14 protein-coding genes are annotated in these 15,089 nt (G+C 48.6%); 3 read left to right on the top strand and 11 right to left on the bottom strand.

From position 1 onward, the window contains the following. Positions 1 to 50: 50 nt before the first annotated feature. Positions 51 to 2,768 (top strand): preprotein translocase subunit SecA, encoded by a 2,718-nt coding sequence (secA, locus tag GVI43_RS03105; protein ID WP_159565287.1) that lies wholly within the window; start codon positions 51 to 53, stop codon positions 2,766 to 2,768. Between the two features lie 116 nt (positions 2,769 to 2,884). Then, entirely contained in the window at positions 2,885 to 3,295 is a 411-nt protein-coding gene (gene mutT, locus GVI43_RS03100) for an 8-oxo-dGTP diphosphatase MutT (protein WP_159565460.1), read from the top strand. Between the two features lie 37 nt (positions 3,296 to 3,332). Here the strand turns inward: mutT and yacG are convergent, their stop codons facing one another. The 4 genes from yacG to GVI43_RS03080 all read right to left on the bottom strand — a co-directional run bounded on the left by yacG (position 3,333) and on the right by GVI43_RS03080 (position 5,842). Continuing rightward, positions 3,333 to 3,533: a DNA gyrase inhibitor YacG gene (gene yacG / locus GVI43_RS03095; protein WP_159565286.1), complete on the bottom strand. Its 201-nt coding sequence runs from the start codon at positions 3,531 to 3,533 to the stop codon at positions 3,333 to 3,335. A gap of 70 nt (positions 3,534 to 3,603) precedes the next feature. Further along, a complete protein-coding gene (zapD, locus tag GVI43_RS03090; protein WP_159565285.1) occupies positions 3,604 to 4,356 on the bottom strand; it encodes a cell division protein ZapD in 753 nt (250 codons plus the stop codon). Next, positions 4,353 to 4,976: a dephospho-CoA kinase gene (gene coaE, locus GVI43_RS03085; RefSeq protein ID WP_159565284.1), complete on the bottom strand. Its 624-nt coding sequence runs from the start codon at positions 4,974 to 4,976 to the stop codon at positions 4,353 to 4,355. Before coaE ends, zapD begins: the two co-directional genes overlap by 4 nt. Positions 4,977 to 4,996: 20 nt before the next feature. Continuing rightward, positions 4,997 to 5,842: a prepilin peptidase gene (locus tag GVI43_RS03080; RefSeq protein WP_159565283.1), complete on the bottom strand. Its 846-nt coding sequence runs from the start codon at positions 5,840 to 5,842 to the stop codon at positions 4,997 to 4,999. Between the two features lie 178 nt (positions 5,843 to 6,020). Here GVI43_RS03080 and GVI43_RS03075 point away from each other — a divergent pair, with 178 nt between their 5' ends. After that, on the top strand, positions 6,021 to 7,064 hold the full coding sequence (locus tag GVI43_RS03075) for a GMP reductase (RefSeq protein ID WP_159565282.1): 1,044 nt from the start codon (positions 6,021 to 6,023) through the stop codon (positions 7,062 to 7,064). 62 nt (positions 7,065 to 7,126) lie between these two features. Here the strand turns inward: GVI43_RS03075 and yjfF are convergent, their stop codons facing one another. The 7 genes from yjfF to ppdD form a co-directional block, all read right to left on the bottom strand. Next, positions 7,127 to 8,146, bottom strand: coding sequence for a galactofuranose ABC transporter, permease protein YjfF (yjfF, locus tag GVI43_RS03070; protein ID WP_159565281.1), 1,020 nt, complete (start codon positions 8,144 to 8,146; stop codon positions 7,127 to 7,129). Positions 8,147 to 8,150: 4 nt separating this feature from the next. Next, positions 8,151 to 9,161, bottom strand: coding sequence for a galactofuranose ABC transporter, ATP-binding protein YtfT (gene ytfT / locus GVI43_RS03065; RefSeq protein WP_159565280.1), 1,011 nt, complete (start codon positions 9,159 to 9,161; stop codon positions 8,151 to 8,153). A 12-nt stretch (positions 9,162 to 9,173) separates the two neighbouring features. Beyond that, on the bottom strand, positions 9,174 to 10,682 hold the full coding sequence (locus tag GVI43_RS03060; protein WP_159565279.1) for a sugar ABC transporter ATP-binding protein: 1,509 nt from the start codon (positions 10,680 to 10,682) through the stop codon (positions 9,174 to 9,176). Between the two features lie 121 nt (positions 10,683 to 10,803). Next, positions 10,804 to 11,760: a galactofuranose ABC transporter, galactofuranose-binding protein YtfQ gene (gene ytfQ / locus GVI43_RS03055; RefSeq protein ID WP_159565278.1), complete on the bottom strand. Its 957-nt coding sequence runs from the start codon at positions 11,758 to 11,760 to the stop codon at positions 10,804 to 10,806. Positions 11,761 to 11,972: 212 nt separating this feature from the next. Beyond that, the gene (gene hofC, locus GVI43_RS03050; RefSeq protein WP_159565277.1) at positions 11,973 to 13,160 is read right to left on the bottom strand and encodes a protein transport protein HofC; all 1,188 of its coding nucleotides are present in this window, start codon (positions 13,158 to 13,160) and stop codon (positions 11,973 to 11,975) included. After that, positions 13,157 to 14,629 (bottom strand): type II secretion system protein GspE, encoded by a 1,473-nt coding sequence (gene gspE, locus GVI43_RS03045; RefSeq protein ID WP_159565276.1) that lies wholly within the window; start codon positions 14,627 to 14,629, stop codon positions 13,157 to 13,159. The genes hofC and gspE overlap by 4 nt, the downstream gene beginning before the upstream one ends. Next, positions 14,626 to 15,075, bottom strand: a complete 450-nt coding sequence (ppdD, locus tag GVI43_RS03040) for a prepilin peptidase-dependent pilin (protein WP_159565275.1) — start codon at positions 15,073 to 15,075, stop codon at positions 14,626 to 14,628. Before ppdD ends, gspE begins: the two co-directional genes overlap by 4 nt. Positions 15,076 to 15,089 lie beyond the last annotated feature (14 nt).

The following is a 15,089-nucleotide window of genomic DNA, read 5'->3' as shown; positions in this document are numbered from 1 at the left end:
TATTTGAATTTCCTCTGCCGGTAGGCACTACTAAAGAGATATTTAGACGTATGTTAACTAAATTAATGACAAAAATTTTCGGTAGCCGTAATGACCGAACTCTGCGCCGTATGCGTAAACATGTAGAAGCAATTAATCTTCTTGAGCCTGAATTTGAAGCGCTGTCTGATGACGAACTAAGAGCGAAAACAATCGAGTTTCGCGCACGTCTTGATAAGTCCGAGTCGCTAGAGTCGATTATTCCTGAAGCCTTTGCCGTGGTTCGCGAGGCGAGTAAGCGTGTGTTTGGTATGCGTCACTTCGACGTACAGATGATCGGCGGTATGGTGTTGAACGATCGCTGTATTGCAGAAATGCGTACCGGCGAAGGTAAAACCCTCACTGCGACGTTACCGGCTTACCTGAATGCGATTTCCGGTCGCGGCGTGCACGTTGTTACTGTGAATGACTATCTGGCCCGACGCGATGCGGAAAACAACCGCCCGCTGTTTGAGTTCTTAGGTTTATCCGTTGGCATCAACTTACCCGGCATGCCGTCTCCGGCTAAGCGTGAAGCCTATGCTGCCGATATCACCTACGGTACCAATAACGAATTTGGCTTTGACTACCTGCGCGACAATATGGCGTTTAGTCCTGAAGAACGCGTTCAGCGCAAACTGCATTACGCACTGGTGGATGAGGTTGACTCAATTTTAATCGACGAAGCCCGTACTCCGTTGATCATTTCCGGTCCGGCAGAAGACAGCTCTGAGCTGTACAAACAGGTAAATAAAATTATTCCTAATTTCCTGCGTCAGGAAAAAGAAGACTCCGATACCTTTGAAGGTGAAGGCCACTACTCTGTGGATGAGAAATCCCGTCAGGTTAATATCACTGAGCGCGGTTTAGTGCTGGTTGAAGAACTGCTGATGGAAGCGGGAATGATGACCGAGGGTGAATCGCTGTATTCTCCGGTCAATATTGCGCTGATGCATCACGTTACCGCCGCGCTGCGTGCCCATGCACTATTTACCCGCGACGTTGACTATATCGTTAAAGGCGGTGAAGTTATCATCGTAGATGAACACACTGGTCGTACGATGGAAGGCCGTCGTTGGTCTGACGGTCTTCATCAGGCCGTAGAAGCAAAAGAGGGCGTGGACATTCAGAACGAGAACCAGACGCTGGCTTCTATTACCTTCCAAAACTACTTCCGCCTGTACGAAAAACTGGCCGGCATGACCGGTACGGCCGATACCGAAGCGTTCGAATTCCGCCAAATTTATAAGCTCGACACTATCGTTGTTCCTACTAACCGCCCAATGATCCGTAAAGACATGCCTGACTTAGTCTATATGACTGAGAAAGAGAAAATCGACGCCATCATTGAAGATATCAAAGAGCGTAGCGCTAACGGTCAGCCGATTCTGGTGGGTACTATTTCGATTGAAAAATCGGAAGTGGTTTCCCGTGAACTGGTTAAAGCCGGTATTGAGCATAAAGTTCTGAACGCTAAGTTCCATGAAAAAGAAGCCGAAATCGTTGCCAATGCGGGTCAGGAAAGTGCGGTAACTATCGCCACTAACATGGCTGGTCGTGGTACTGATATAGTATTAGGTGGCAGCTGGCAGAGTGAGCTTGCCGAGATTGAAAACCCGACCGAAGAGCAAATTGCCGAAGTGAAAGCAGCATGGCAAATTCGCCACGACCGCGTTCTGGCTGCCGGTGGTTTACATATTATCGGCACAGAGCGCCATGAATCTCGTCGTATCGATAACCAGCTTCGTGGTCGTTCAGGCCGTCAGGGTGATGCCGGTTCTTCACGCTTCTATTTATCAATGGAAGATGCCCTGATGCGTATCTTCGCCTCAGACCGCGTAGCCGGAATGATGCGTAAACTGGGTATGAAGCCGGGCGAAGCTATTGAGCATCCGTGGGTCACCAAAGCCATTGCTAACGCGCAGCGTAAAGTAGAAAGCCGTAACTTCGATATTCGTAAGCAATTACTGGAATTTGATGACGTAGCAAACGACCAGCGCCGTGCGATTTATTCTCAGCGTAATGAGCTACTGGACGGCGGAGACGTTAGCGAAACTATCGATAGCATCCGTGGCGACGTATTTTCTACCGTTATCGATAGCTATATTCCACCTCAGTCCTTGGAAGAGATGTGGGATGTACCTGAATTAGAGAATCGTCTGAGAAATGACTTCGATCTCGACCTTCCGATTGCACAATGGTTAGACAAAGAGCCTGAGCTGCATGAAGAGCCTTTGCGCGAGCGTATTCTTGAACAAGCTCTTAAAGCTTACAAGCTGAAAGAAGAGGTTGTTGGCGAAGAAATGATGCGTAACTTTGAGAAAGGCGTGATGTTACAGACGCTCGACACATTGTGGAAAGAGCATCTGGCCGCAATGGACTACTTACGTCAAGGCATTCATTTACGTGGCTATGCTCAGAAAGATCCTAAGCAGGAGTACAAGCGTGAATCTTTCTCAATGTTTGCTAACATGCTGGAAGCTTTAAAATACGAAGTCATCAGCGTGCTGAGCAAGGTTCAGGTACGTATGCCTGAAGAGCTTGAAGCCGTGGAGCAACAGCATCGTGAAGAAGCCGAGCGCTTAGCGAGCCAACAGCAACTGAGCCATCAAGATGCTGAAAATATGCTGGAAGATGAATCCGTTGCCGGCGGCACCGTAGTGCGCGGTGAGCGTAAAATTGGTCGTAACGACCCTTGCCCTTGTGGTTCAGGTAAGAAATACAAACAGTGCCACGGTCAGCTACAATAAGCTCAGCCGGGTTTGAATGAGTGAATAAGGGCGCCTGATGGCGCTCTTATTTTATCAGCCTGATCCATCCTTAATAGCCGTCAATTTTTTCGACATAAGTGAGCAGCGGTATGGGTATTAAACGTATAGAGATTGCTGTTGGTATTATTATTCACGCGGAACGGGGCATCTTTGTTACTCAACGCATGAAAGGCAGCCATTTGGCTGACTTCTGGGAGTTTCCCGGCGGTAAGGTAGAAACTAGTCTGGGCGAGAGCCCCGAGCAGGCGCTGTATCGTGAGCTTTATGAAGAAGCTGGCATTGAGGCTTCCCGGTCAGAGCTGCTAACCACCTTAGAGTATGACTATCCGGATCGAAACCTTAAGCTCCACTTCTTTGTGGTTGACGACTGGCAGGGGGAACCCGAAGGGTGTGAGGGGCAGGTATCACGCTGGGTTACGGTTTCTCAACTGAACGAAGACCATTTCCCTGAAGCTAACCGGCCAGTGATTGCTCAGCTAAGGCTCAGGGCTGAACAGGGAAAATAGTCGTGCAGTACTTGCTGTGGTTACCAAGGCCAGAATATTATTTCTGGTCTTCTTCGCTCCAGTCTTCGAGGTCTGAAAGATCGCCGGAGCTTGGGATGCGTTTTTCTTCATCGGCCCATTCGCCTAAGTCAATGAGCTGACAGCGCTTACAGCAGAAAGGTCGGTAAGGGCTCTGTTCCCCCCAGATAACTACTTTACTACAGGTAGGACAATTCACTTCGATCGCACAGGTACTCATTACTATCTCCAAAAATATTCACTGCTAATTAAAGCGAATGCTGCCGATCTGTCAGCGTATTAGCCTGATATCAACAGCAGGCAATTTCAAAGGTAAACTTGTCGGGCGTTTCGCCCAGCTCGCTGTCAAACGGCATAAATCTGATGGCAAAACGGGTTTTATGGCCGGAAACCTGAGGGTATAGCTGATAGCTTGAATCTACCCGAATGCGTAACATTGCGCTGTCTTCCGCGTTGTCTTGGTAAAAACCGTTGGTACTAACCTGTTTCTGATAGGCTCCCGACTGGCGAATTAAATTCAGGCAGGTATTTAGCGCGTTATTCAACGGGAGCATGGTTTCAATCCACTCTGAAACCTGCTCATCGCGCTCCCGTTTAGCGTTGTGTAGCCACATATGCAAAACGGGTAAATCGAAGCTACAGCAGCCGCCCGGTATGCTTAAGCGTTGACGGACCATGCTGATTATCCGGTCTTCTTTTAGCGATTGACCAAGGCGAGGCGCGGCTAATAGCGCTGATGATTGATCTTTCAGGCTATGGCGCAGCGCATTCAGGCGTTCAATGTCAACGCCGGGAACATCGGTCCATACTAATAATTTTTGCTGTTGGCGTTCTAATTCTTTTATTAGCTCAGTACGGACATCGCCGCGCTCGATAATATCTAATAGCTCACTGACCGTGCGAAAGAACCCCAATGTGTTAGTCAGATTGGTTAAGGAGCGATTGTGCTGTAGTTGCTGAAGTAGAAATTCAAGGCGTAGCCAGGTTCTGGCCTTTTCATTAAGCGGATGTTCAAAAAGTATGTTCTGGGATAAATCACTCATATAGACGAATCCTGCTTGTTGAATTCATGGGCTAAGGTTAAATACTTTTGATGCAAATGCTCTATTTGATTAATCAGTTCTGCGCTGGATCCATCGTTATTGATAACATCATCGGCCTGTAATAACCGAGCCTGGCGTGAAGACTGTGCGGCAATTATTTGTTCTGCCTGATGTTGACTGGATCCATCACGAGCCATTGTTCTCTGCAATTGCGTTTCTGTACTGACATCTACCACTAATATTCGATTTGCCCGGGAGCAAAGATTGTTTTCCACTAAAAGTGGGACAGCCCAAAGTATATAAGGTGCCTTGATGGCCGCCATTTTTCGCCGGGTTTCTTGCTGAATCAGAGGGTGCAATAAGTTATTTAACCACTGTTTTTCGTCCGGGTGACTGAATATGTGCGCTCTGAGCCTTTTTCGATCGAGTTTACCATCAGGCTGGATCATGGATACACCAAAATGCTGAGCTATTGCCTGCAACGCCACGGTTCCGGGTTCAACCACTTCTCGGGCGATAATATCTGCATCTATGACGGGAACGCCCAGCCGGGAGAATTCATCGGAAACGGTTGATTTTCCGCTGCCAATTCCCCCAGTCAGTGCCACGATATAGCTCATACAAATACCTATGATAGTCATCAGGGATCAATAATAAAGGGATCCTCAAGAAGTGCAAGCCACCCTGCAATTGCAAGGAAAGGACCAAAGGCCATATGTGAATTGTTCTGCTTGCCTATACGCCGGTTAAACCACCAAAAAAGCAGCCCGCCCATACTGGCAAGAAGCATCACTGCGGGCAGTGATGCTGGGCCTAACCACGCGCCTAAACCCGCCATTAATTTTATATCGCCGTGGCCTAACCCATGAATACCCTTTATCAATCTGAAAGCGTGTGCCGGCAGCCATAAAAGTAGAAAACCAACCATAATGCCAGCAACGGATTCTGATAGGGTTAATGGCATTAGCCCAAAATATCCGCTGATTAAGCCGCTCCAAAGCAACGGGTAGGTTAATGAGTCCGGTAACAGTTGATGCTGTATGTCTATGAGTGCGGCCGCGATCAAAACAGCGGTTAGACTGAATATTATTAACGCGGCGACGGGCTCTCTCGGAGAAGCAATAATCATCATAAAGATAAAGCTAGTGAGAAGCTCGGTATAGGCATATAGAGGCGACGTTGCTCTGTGACAATGCGGGCATTTTCCCTGTGACCATAACAATGAAAATAGCGAAAGTCTTGATAACGGTCGTTTACAGCCGCGACAGCAGGGTGGAGAGAGTAAACGTGGAGCTAAAGGCGTGGGGTAATCAAGGGAAACGCAATGAATGGCCTGAAAGTGGCTATCTTGAATAACATATTGGTAACAGGAGCGCCGCCAGCGGTCAATAATTAGTAACGGCAGATTGAATGAGACAATATTTATCAGGCTGCCGATAAATAAGCCAAACAGGCCAGACAGCAAGGCAATGAGTGGGGCATCCATGGTATACCTTATATCTGCTCTATCGCAGATAAATTCATACGAGTATATCTGAAATTTTCTGCAAATCTCAGGCTTGTTCGGTAATTATTCATGTGTATGATAACGTCACTGGAAATGGCCCACATTCAGCTTGTTGCTAATTTGCGATACGTCGCCAAAAACCAGGAAACCTACCACTATGCGTATTGAAGAAGATTTGAAGTTAGGCTTCAAAGATGTTTTGATTCGTCCGAAGCGTTCCACGCTTAAAAGTCGTTCTGAGGTTGAACTTGAACGCACCTACACCTTTAAACATTCAGGCCATCAATGGTCGGGAATTCCTATTATTGCCGCCAATATGGATACCGTGGGTACGTTTACCATGGCAGAGGCGCTTGCTTCTTTCGACCTGCTGACGGCCGTGCATAAGCATTATACCGTTGAGCAATGGCGCGAGTTTGTTGCCCGCGTACCTGAGTCAGTTTTGCGTCACGTGATGGTCTCGACCGGTACTTCTGAAGCCGATTTCGCCAAACTCAAGCAAATCCTTGAGCTGTCACCTTTACTGAAATTTATTTGTATTGATGTAGCAAACGGTTACTCAGAGCAATTTGTCAGATTTTTACAAAAAGCGCGTGAAGCTAATCAGGATAAAGTCATTTGTGCCGGTAACGTAGTAACGGGAGAAATGGTTGAAGAGTTGATTTTATCCGGTGCGGATATCATTAAAGTCGGTATTGGTCCGGGCTCCGTTTGTACTACCCGAGTCAAAACCGGCGTGGGCTACCCTCAGCTTTCAGCCGTTATTGAATGTGCTGATGCGGCCCACGGTCTGGGTGGCCAAATTGTCAGTGACGGTGGCTGTAGCGTACCGGGAGACGTTGCTAAAGCTTTTGGCGGCGGTGCAGACTTCGTTATGCTCGGTGGAATGTTAGCCGCGCATCAAGAGTGCGAAGGAAACGTTATTGAAGAAAACGGCCAGCAGTATATGCAGTTTTATGGCATGAGTTCAGAATCGGCAATGAACCGTCACGTTGGCGGCGTTGCGCAGTATCGGGCGGCTGAAGGTAAAACCGTTAAGCTGACGTTCCGCGGCCCGGTTGAGCACACCGTTCTAGATATTCTTGGCGGCTTACGTTCAGCCTGTACCTATGTGGGCGCTGAACGCCTGAAAGAGCTGACTAAGAGAACCACCTTTATTCGGGTGGCTGAGCAGGAAAATCGCGTGTTTAATCAATCGTAATATTGATTGTTGGGATGGGATTCGGAAGTGCGCCTTATGGCGCACTTTGCGTTTATATACGGCTACGTTGGGTTCGGAGTTACGATGTCGCTTATGTCAGGGGCGATCCTACGGGCGGTGGCTATTTGGCGGTTAGCCCAAAACACGGTTAGCAGGCGCTGTAGGCCGATAAATCCGAATAACAAAATGCCGATGACGATCTTTGTCCACCACGAGCTTAGGGTTCCGTCGAAGTTAATGTAGGTTTGAATCAGCCCCTGAATCAGCACGCCAAACAGCGTACCAAATACGGTACCCACGCCGCCGCTTAGCAGGGTTCCACCGATGACGACGGCGGCAATGGCATCTAGCTCAACGCCGATCCCCGCGAGGGCATAACCGGCAGAGGTATAAAATGAAAATACGATGCCGGCGAGCGTTGCCAGACCGGTTGATAGCATGTAAATACCGATGGTGGTTTTGCGAGTGGATATGCCCATCAGTTCGGTAGAGGTTGCGCTACCGCCGAGAGCATAAACGTTATTACCAAAGCGAGTTCTGTGCGCAAGAACAATACCAAATAGGACCACCACCAACATGATGACCGCCAGCAGGCTAAATCGCCCACCGCCGGGTATCTTCCAGGCGATACCGGATAAGTTGGCGTAAAGAGGGTGGTCGATAGGAATGGATTGCTCAGAAACTAAGAAACTGACGCCGCGCAGAAAAAACATGCCAGCCAGCGTGATAATAAAGGCCGGGATTTTTAACGAATCAATCAGCCAGCCCATAAATGCGCCAAATGAACAGCCCATTACCATGATGATAGGAAATGCCAGCATTGGGTCAATGGCCCAGTCGCCGATCATTTTCGCTAGAAAAACGCCGGTGAAGGCAATTACCGAACCTACCGACAGGTCGATTCCGCCCGAAAGAATGACAAACGTCATGCCCACCGCGACAATGCACAAGAAGGCGTTATCCGTCAGAATGTTGCAAATAACTCGGGTGGAGGCAAACCCCGGAAATCGGGCAAAGCAGAAGAGATAGCCAAGGATAAAAACGGCAATGGTGATCGTCAAAGGTAAATGGCGCTTAAACATGACCCTATCTCCTTCTCAATAAGCGCATAAACGCAGGGGACTGAAGGACAAGAACCAGCAGCACCACCAGCGCTTTTACCACCAGATTCCACTGTGGCTGATAGCCAGAGAGCAAAATTCCGGTATTCATTCCCTGAATGATTAAGGCACCGGTCAATGACAGCAATAGATTAAATCGCCCTCCCATAAGCGATGCCCCTCCAATTACTACCGCAAGAATCGCGTCCATTTCTAACCATAATCCGGCATTATTTGCGTCTGCACCGCGAATATCTGCGGCCACAATAATTCCGGCAATCGCTGCACATATGCCGCTAATCACGTAGGTCGACATCACCACCATATTGGTATTTACGCCCGCATTCTTGGCGGCTCTAAGATTAATTCCCGCTGATTCAATAAATAGCCCCAAAGCCGTTTTGCGGGTCAGCACCCAAAGGAGAAGAAATACGCAAACAATAATGGAGATCGGGGTGGGTAAATAGAGCATTGTGCCGCTGCCTACCCAAGCCAGTGTAGGATCGTTAAAGGTAACTATCTGGCCCTCGGTTATGAGCTGAGCGATACCCCGGCCTGCAACCATCAGCATCAGGGTGGCAACAATCGGTTGTATTTTGAGGATAGCCACCAGAAATCCGTTCCACAGCCCGCACAGCGCACCGGCTCCGATTGCTCCCGCCAGCACGATTGCCAGAGGAAAACCTGAGATGGTCATACTCGCGGCAGTGGCACCGGCAATAGCCATTACGGCACCCACTGATAGGTCGATTCCACCGGTCGCAATGACCAGCGTCATTCCTAACGCCAGTATCGCTACCGGCGCGCAACGGTTGAGAATATCAATCAGGCTACCAAACAGGCGACCATCCTGAATTTGAATGGAGAAGAAGTTGTTAGCCACCAATGCATTCACCAGCAAAATAACCGCCAGCGCGACCATTTGTGCGGAACCTGTGGGTAAATTAAAACCGGATTTTTTTAGCGGTTCAGCGGGCGGTGTAGGGTGTGACGTCATCTGATTTTCCCCTTAGGCCGCGATAGCGTTCATGATAGCCGGAATAGACAGCCGTTCTGCCGGAATTTCGGCTATCTGTTTACCGTCTCGAAGGATTATCACTCTGTCAGCATAGCCAATAAGTTCTTCTAGTTCGGAGGAGATAACTAACAGGGCTAGCCCATCAGCACAAAGCGTCTCTATTAGCCGGATAATTTCTGCGTGCGCGCCAACGTCAATGCCGCGAGTGGGTTCATCCAAAATAAGAAACTGAGGCTTAGTCACCAGCCAACGGGAAAGCAGTACTTTTTGCTGATTACCGCCGGATAGAAACTGGATAGGCTGCTCAGGGCTTGGGGTTTTGATGCCCAACTGGCGTATAAAACGTGCGGCAATGTCATCCTGCTCTTTGCGGGATATCGGGTGTAGCCAGCCGCGCTGAGTCTGAAGTGCGAGAATAATGTTCTCTCTGACGGAGGCGGCGGCAATAATTCCTTCGGTTTTTCTGTCTTCCGGGCAAAATCCGAAGCCTAGCGATGACGCCTGTCTGGCCGAACGGATTTTGACTTCTCTGCCTTTAACAAATGCCTGCCCGGAATCGGCGGGCTTAATGCCAAAAATTACCTCTGCGGTTTCGGTTCTGCCCGAACCCAGTAATCCGGCCAGCCCGACGACTTCTCCGGGGCGCACGTCGAGGTCAAACGGCCGGATAGTGCCTGTTTTACCATACTGTTTAAAGGAGGCTATGGGTTTGTCGCTGCGTAGCGTTCGCCCGGCGCGGCGTAGGGCATTATCTTCAAGCTCCCGCCCCAGCATCATTTTTACTAGCTCTATTTGCGGCAATTCGGCGGTGACCTTCGTTCCGACTAATTCTCCGTTACGTAAAACGGTAATACGGTCAGTGACGGCATAAACCTGATCGAGAAAATGGGTAATAAATATCAGGCTGACTCCGCGGGAGCGGAGATCCCGCATAATGCTGAATAGCAGTTCGACCTCGTTGGTATCCAGGCTCGCGGTTGGTTCATCGAGGATCAAGATCTTAGCCGATAGGTCAACGGCTCTGGCGATGGCAATAATTTGCTGCATAGCAACGGAGTAGTGACCGAGCGGTTGAGTCACGTCGAGTTCGAAGCCATAGCTGGTCATGATTTGTCGGGCGCGACGAACAATTTCTTTTCTATTCACCAGACCATATTTTGTTGGTTCGCGCCCGATAAATAAGTTATCCGCGACCGACATGTTTGGCAGCAAGTTGACTTCCTGATAAACCGTTCCGATACCAATCGATTGAGCATGGGCCGTACTGGTTGGGTTAATCTCTTTTCCTTCCAGAAAAATAGTTCCGCTGTCTTTCGGATAAACACCGGTCAGGGCTTTAATCAGCGTTGATTTTCCCGCACCGTTTTCACCCAACAGTGCCATGATTTCGCCGTAGCCTATTGTCAGAGACACATTGTGAAGCGCCCTTACTCCGGGGAATGACTTACTGACTCCCTGAATATCCAGCAATATCTTTTCCGGTCGATGTTGTTCTGCCATTTCTTCCCCTGTTTTTACTGGTACATCGCTGCCACTGTTGATGAGTTTTGACAGAAAGTGCGTGGGGTGGCGGCTATATTCGTTATACGAATATAGCCGCTAACGGTAGAGCAGTGGGCGTTTAATACCCCATACTTTTCTTCAGGTCGATTTGTTGTTGAGCGCTTTCCGGGCCAAAAGCTTTAGATTCTGTTTGGATAACCTTTGGTGGCATAGTGCCGTCTTTTTTATAGGCGATCAGTGCATCAAACGCCGGGCCTGCCATATTTGGCGTTAATTCAACGGTCAGGTTGGCTTCACCGGCCAGCATCGCTTTGAATATGTCCGGTACGGCATCAATAGAAATAATTTTGATATCGCTGCCGGGCTTCAGACCGGCTTCTTTAATGGCCTGAATGGCTCCGATAGCCATATCGTCATTATGGGCGTAAACCGCGCAGATATTCTTGCCGCGATCTTCGGCTTTAATAAAGCTTTCCATAACTTCTTTGCCTTTACTGCGGGTAAAGTCGCCGGACTGAGTACGGATGATCTTAATATCTGGAGTAGCGGCAATGGCATTTGAAAAACCTTTTTTACGGTCAAGGGCTACGCTAGCACCAACGGTGCCCTGTAATTCAACTACGTTACAAGGTTTGCCAGCCATTTGTTTAACCAGCCAGTCACCGGCCACTTTTCCTTCATAGACATTGTCGGCCGTAACGACGGACATATAGAGTGAGGTGTCTTTAGCCGTGATGTTTCTGTCTAGCAAAAAGACTGGGATTTTGGCGTCTTTAGCCTCTTCCAGAACGGGTTCCCAGCCGGTTTGTACCACCGGAGCTATAAATATGGCATCGACGCCTTGTGCAATAAAGGAGCGTACGGCTTTAATTTGGTTTTCTTGTTTTTGCTGCGCATCGGCAATTTTTAACGTGATGCCCCGTTGTTTCGCCTGCTCCTTTGCAACGGACGTTTCGGCTGCTCGCCAGCCTGATTCTGAACCAATCTGTGAGAATCCGACGGTTAATGATTCTGCATATGCCGCACCTGATATCAGGGTTGCGATAGTACTTACGATCAATAAGCGTTTTAGCATGTTACTTTTCCTCTAATTCAAATTTAGGGAGACGGTAAAGCAGCAAATAATTGCTAATACAATTTGGCAAAACTGGCAAAATAAAAGGAGAGCAACATCGCATATAGTTATAAATAGCAGGAAAATGAATATAAATAATGCAATGTGTGCATCCCTTTTTAATATTACCCTCCGAAACTAGCGGGCTATTTATGACCGCCTTTTTGAGTGAGCTACCCCATTACGTTACCTAGTTGAAATATTGGCAGGTAAATGGCAATGACCAGCCCACCAACGATAATGGCCATTAGGGCCATGAGCATCGGTTCAACCTTAGCCGATAGATTTTCGGCCTGATTCTCCGCGTCGGCCTCATAGATATCAGCTAATTTATCCAGCATGGTATCTAACATTCCGGACTCTTCTCCCGCCCGAATAAGCTGATTAGACAGGGGCGGAAATAAATATTGTTGTTGTAGAGCCTTAAATAGCGGTGTGCCTTGTTCAATTAACCTTAATATTTCGGTCAGAGAATTATAATAATGGATATTTCCCGATGTATTTGCCGCTGACTTGATTCCGGTGGTTAATGGAATACCCGCACTTTGAGTCATGGAAAGGGTGCGGAATATTCTGGCCAATATGTTGGTCTGAATTAATTTTCCACCGAGAGGAATATAGAGAATGGCCTTTTGTTCTTTTTCTTTCCAACGCTGCTGCGGGTGCAGCGTTTTAACATAATATCCATAAAGCCCGGCAGCTATGGCCAACAGGATAAGCCCATAGTCCTGAATGACCTCTGAGAGTGAAATAATAGATTGGGTAAAGTACGGCAGGGGAGCATCGAAGGATTGGTAGATCTCAGTAAATGCCGGTAGTACTAATATCAGCATTAATAATGACACCAGCAGGGCAACCGCCAGAACAAACAGCGGATAGCTCAATGCCTTACGCACTTTTTGCTGTAGCCGGAGCGTTTTTTCCTGCTGTTTGGCCAGCAAGAAGCAGCACCGATCGAGTTTACCGGTAAGCTCTCCCGTTGTTATCAGTTCACGAAACAGGGGAGGAAAGGCTTCAGGATATTCCGTTAGCGCCAGAGAAAATGATTTCCCCTGTGATATCTGTAGCTGTAGCGCTTTTAGTACATAGCGCCATGCGGCCTGCGGATGTTCGGACGCAATAAGATTCAGACAGTGGTTTAACGGTAATCCTGCCTGTAGCAGGGTTGCCAGCTGACGGGTAATAATCGATAGCGCTGACAGTTGCCACTGCCTGTGGGTTAGTTTGGTATCCGGTTTTATGCGTACGGGAATAACCCCCTGTGCCATCAGCAGCTGTCTGGCCTGTGACAGCGAGTGAGCCGGAATCTCTCCGCTACGGCCTTCGAAATCTTGCCAGATAAATAATCGTGCGTATTTCATAGCAAATCCGCCTCTGGCTCCTGATGGGCCGCCCCGATAGTTCGATAAAGCTCCTGAAGTGACGTTATTCCCTGTTCTACCAGCGTGATACCGGCTTCGAATAGGGGGACCATTCCCTGTTGGCAGGCCAATATATGCAGCTGAGTAGCCGTTGCTCCGTTAAATAGCGCCTGCCTGAGTTCATCAGTAACGCATAGCATTTCATAAATGCCGGTTCGCCCGTAATATCCGCTAAGGCAGTGCTCACAGCCCATTGCCTGAGAATCATGAAGCGTGATGTTTTTCCCTCCTCGATATACTTTCTGGTCATGGGGTTTTTTCTGCCGGCAGCGGGGGCACAGGCATCGGATTAGCCGCTGGGCGACGATCAGCTTTAGGCTAGACGCCAGTAAGTAGTCGGGAATACCCATTTGGCTTAAACGAACCAGCGTATCTGCCGCAGAGTTAGTATGTAAGGTAGCAAGCACTAAATGCCCTGTCTGGGCGGCTTCAATGGCTATGTCAGCCGTTTCCCGATCGCGGATTTCGCCAACCATTAATATATCCGGATCCTGACGTAAGAATGCGCGAAGCGCGGTGCTGAATGTGATACCCGCTTTAAGATTAATCTGGGTCTGATTCATTCCGCTAAGCGGGATCTCTATCGGATCTTCAACGCTACAAATATTGCGTGACGCATCGTTAAGCAGGCGAAGGCCCGCGTATAGCGTGGCCGTTTTTCCGCTGCCGGTCGGGCCTGTAACCAGAATCAGCCCCTGAGGCTGGTGAATCATGCTGGTATAGAGCGTCTGAAGTTTTGTAGGCATACCCATTGAGGCTATTTCCTGTGGTGCTTTACCTGACTCCATAACCCGTAATACCACTTTTTCTCCGGCAGAGACGGGAATGGTGGATATTCTTAGGGCGCGCTCTTCGCCGTCGAGATTAAAAGTTAATTGCCCGTCCTGAGGTAGCCTTCTTTCTGCAATATCTAAGCGGCCCATAATCTTTAGTCTGGCTGCTAGCTGTAGGGCCAGAGCCGCTGGCGGCATTGCCGTTTCCTGTAGGGTTCCGTCGATGCGCAGGCGGATTCGATAGTGACCGGCATAAGGTTCAAAATGGATATCAGACGCTCTGCGCTGAAATGCTTGCCGGATGACCTGATTGATGAATTGCACCACCGGTTCATCATCATGTCGCTCGTCTGCATATTCAGCGGCTTCATCGTTTGGTAATTGCAACTGGGCTACGGCTATTAATGCACCATCAGGACGAGAATGTTTTAACCGATGAATATATTGTTCAACTTTCATTGCCGGCCAGTAGTTGACTTTAATATGGCAGCCACAGGTGAAACTGAGCTCTGATATCACCTGATTCAGCGATTCACTTTCTACCGCGGCAATAACCAATTGATTATTTTCCATCGCCAGCGGAATCACCTGATAGCGCAGGCATTCAGTCAAAATTGCTTCGCTGATATCTTTCATGGGTTGCTCACGTCGTTAAAACGAAAAATGTCATGACAGGCTTGCTCAAGACTGGCCGTGTTTTTGGCACTCTTACAGCTTCTTTGCCAGATTAATCCTCCTGACGTGGGATCAAGCGTAGGGATCAGCGTTACGGTCAAATCTTGTAAAGCGCTTTGTCCGGTCAAGGTAATTGAGCCACCTGAGACCACGATTTTTTGTACGTAGCGGGTCGCTCTATCAGCAGGAATACCGTTGCTGTTGTTGTCGCACGGGGCGAGATTGCCGTTTTCTAATGAGCAAAGCTCAATGGCCGTTTTATATGGCACCATTGCCTGTAGCATATCGGTGAGTGCCGCTTTTTGAATATAGCCCTGATAGGCCGGTAGTCCAACGGCGGTGAGTATGGCGATGATGGCGATAACAATCATCAATTCAAAAAGGGTAAAACCGCCCTGATGTTGCATAAAGTTAACTCCTG

The organism is Budvicia diplopodorum (assembly GCF_009800925.1).
GTDB lineage: Bacteria > Pseudomonadota > Gammaproteobacteria > Enterobacterales > Enterobacteriaceae > Budvicia > Budvicia diplopodorum.
The sequence above is the reverse complement of the archived record's forward strand: the minus strand, read 5'-3'. Positions and strand labels throughout refer to the sequence as shown.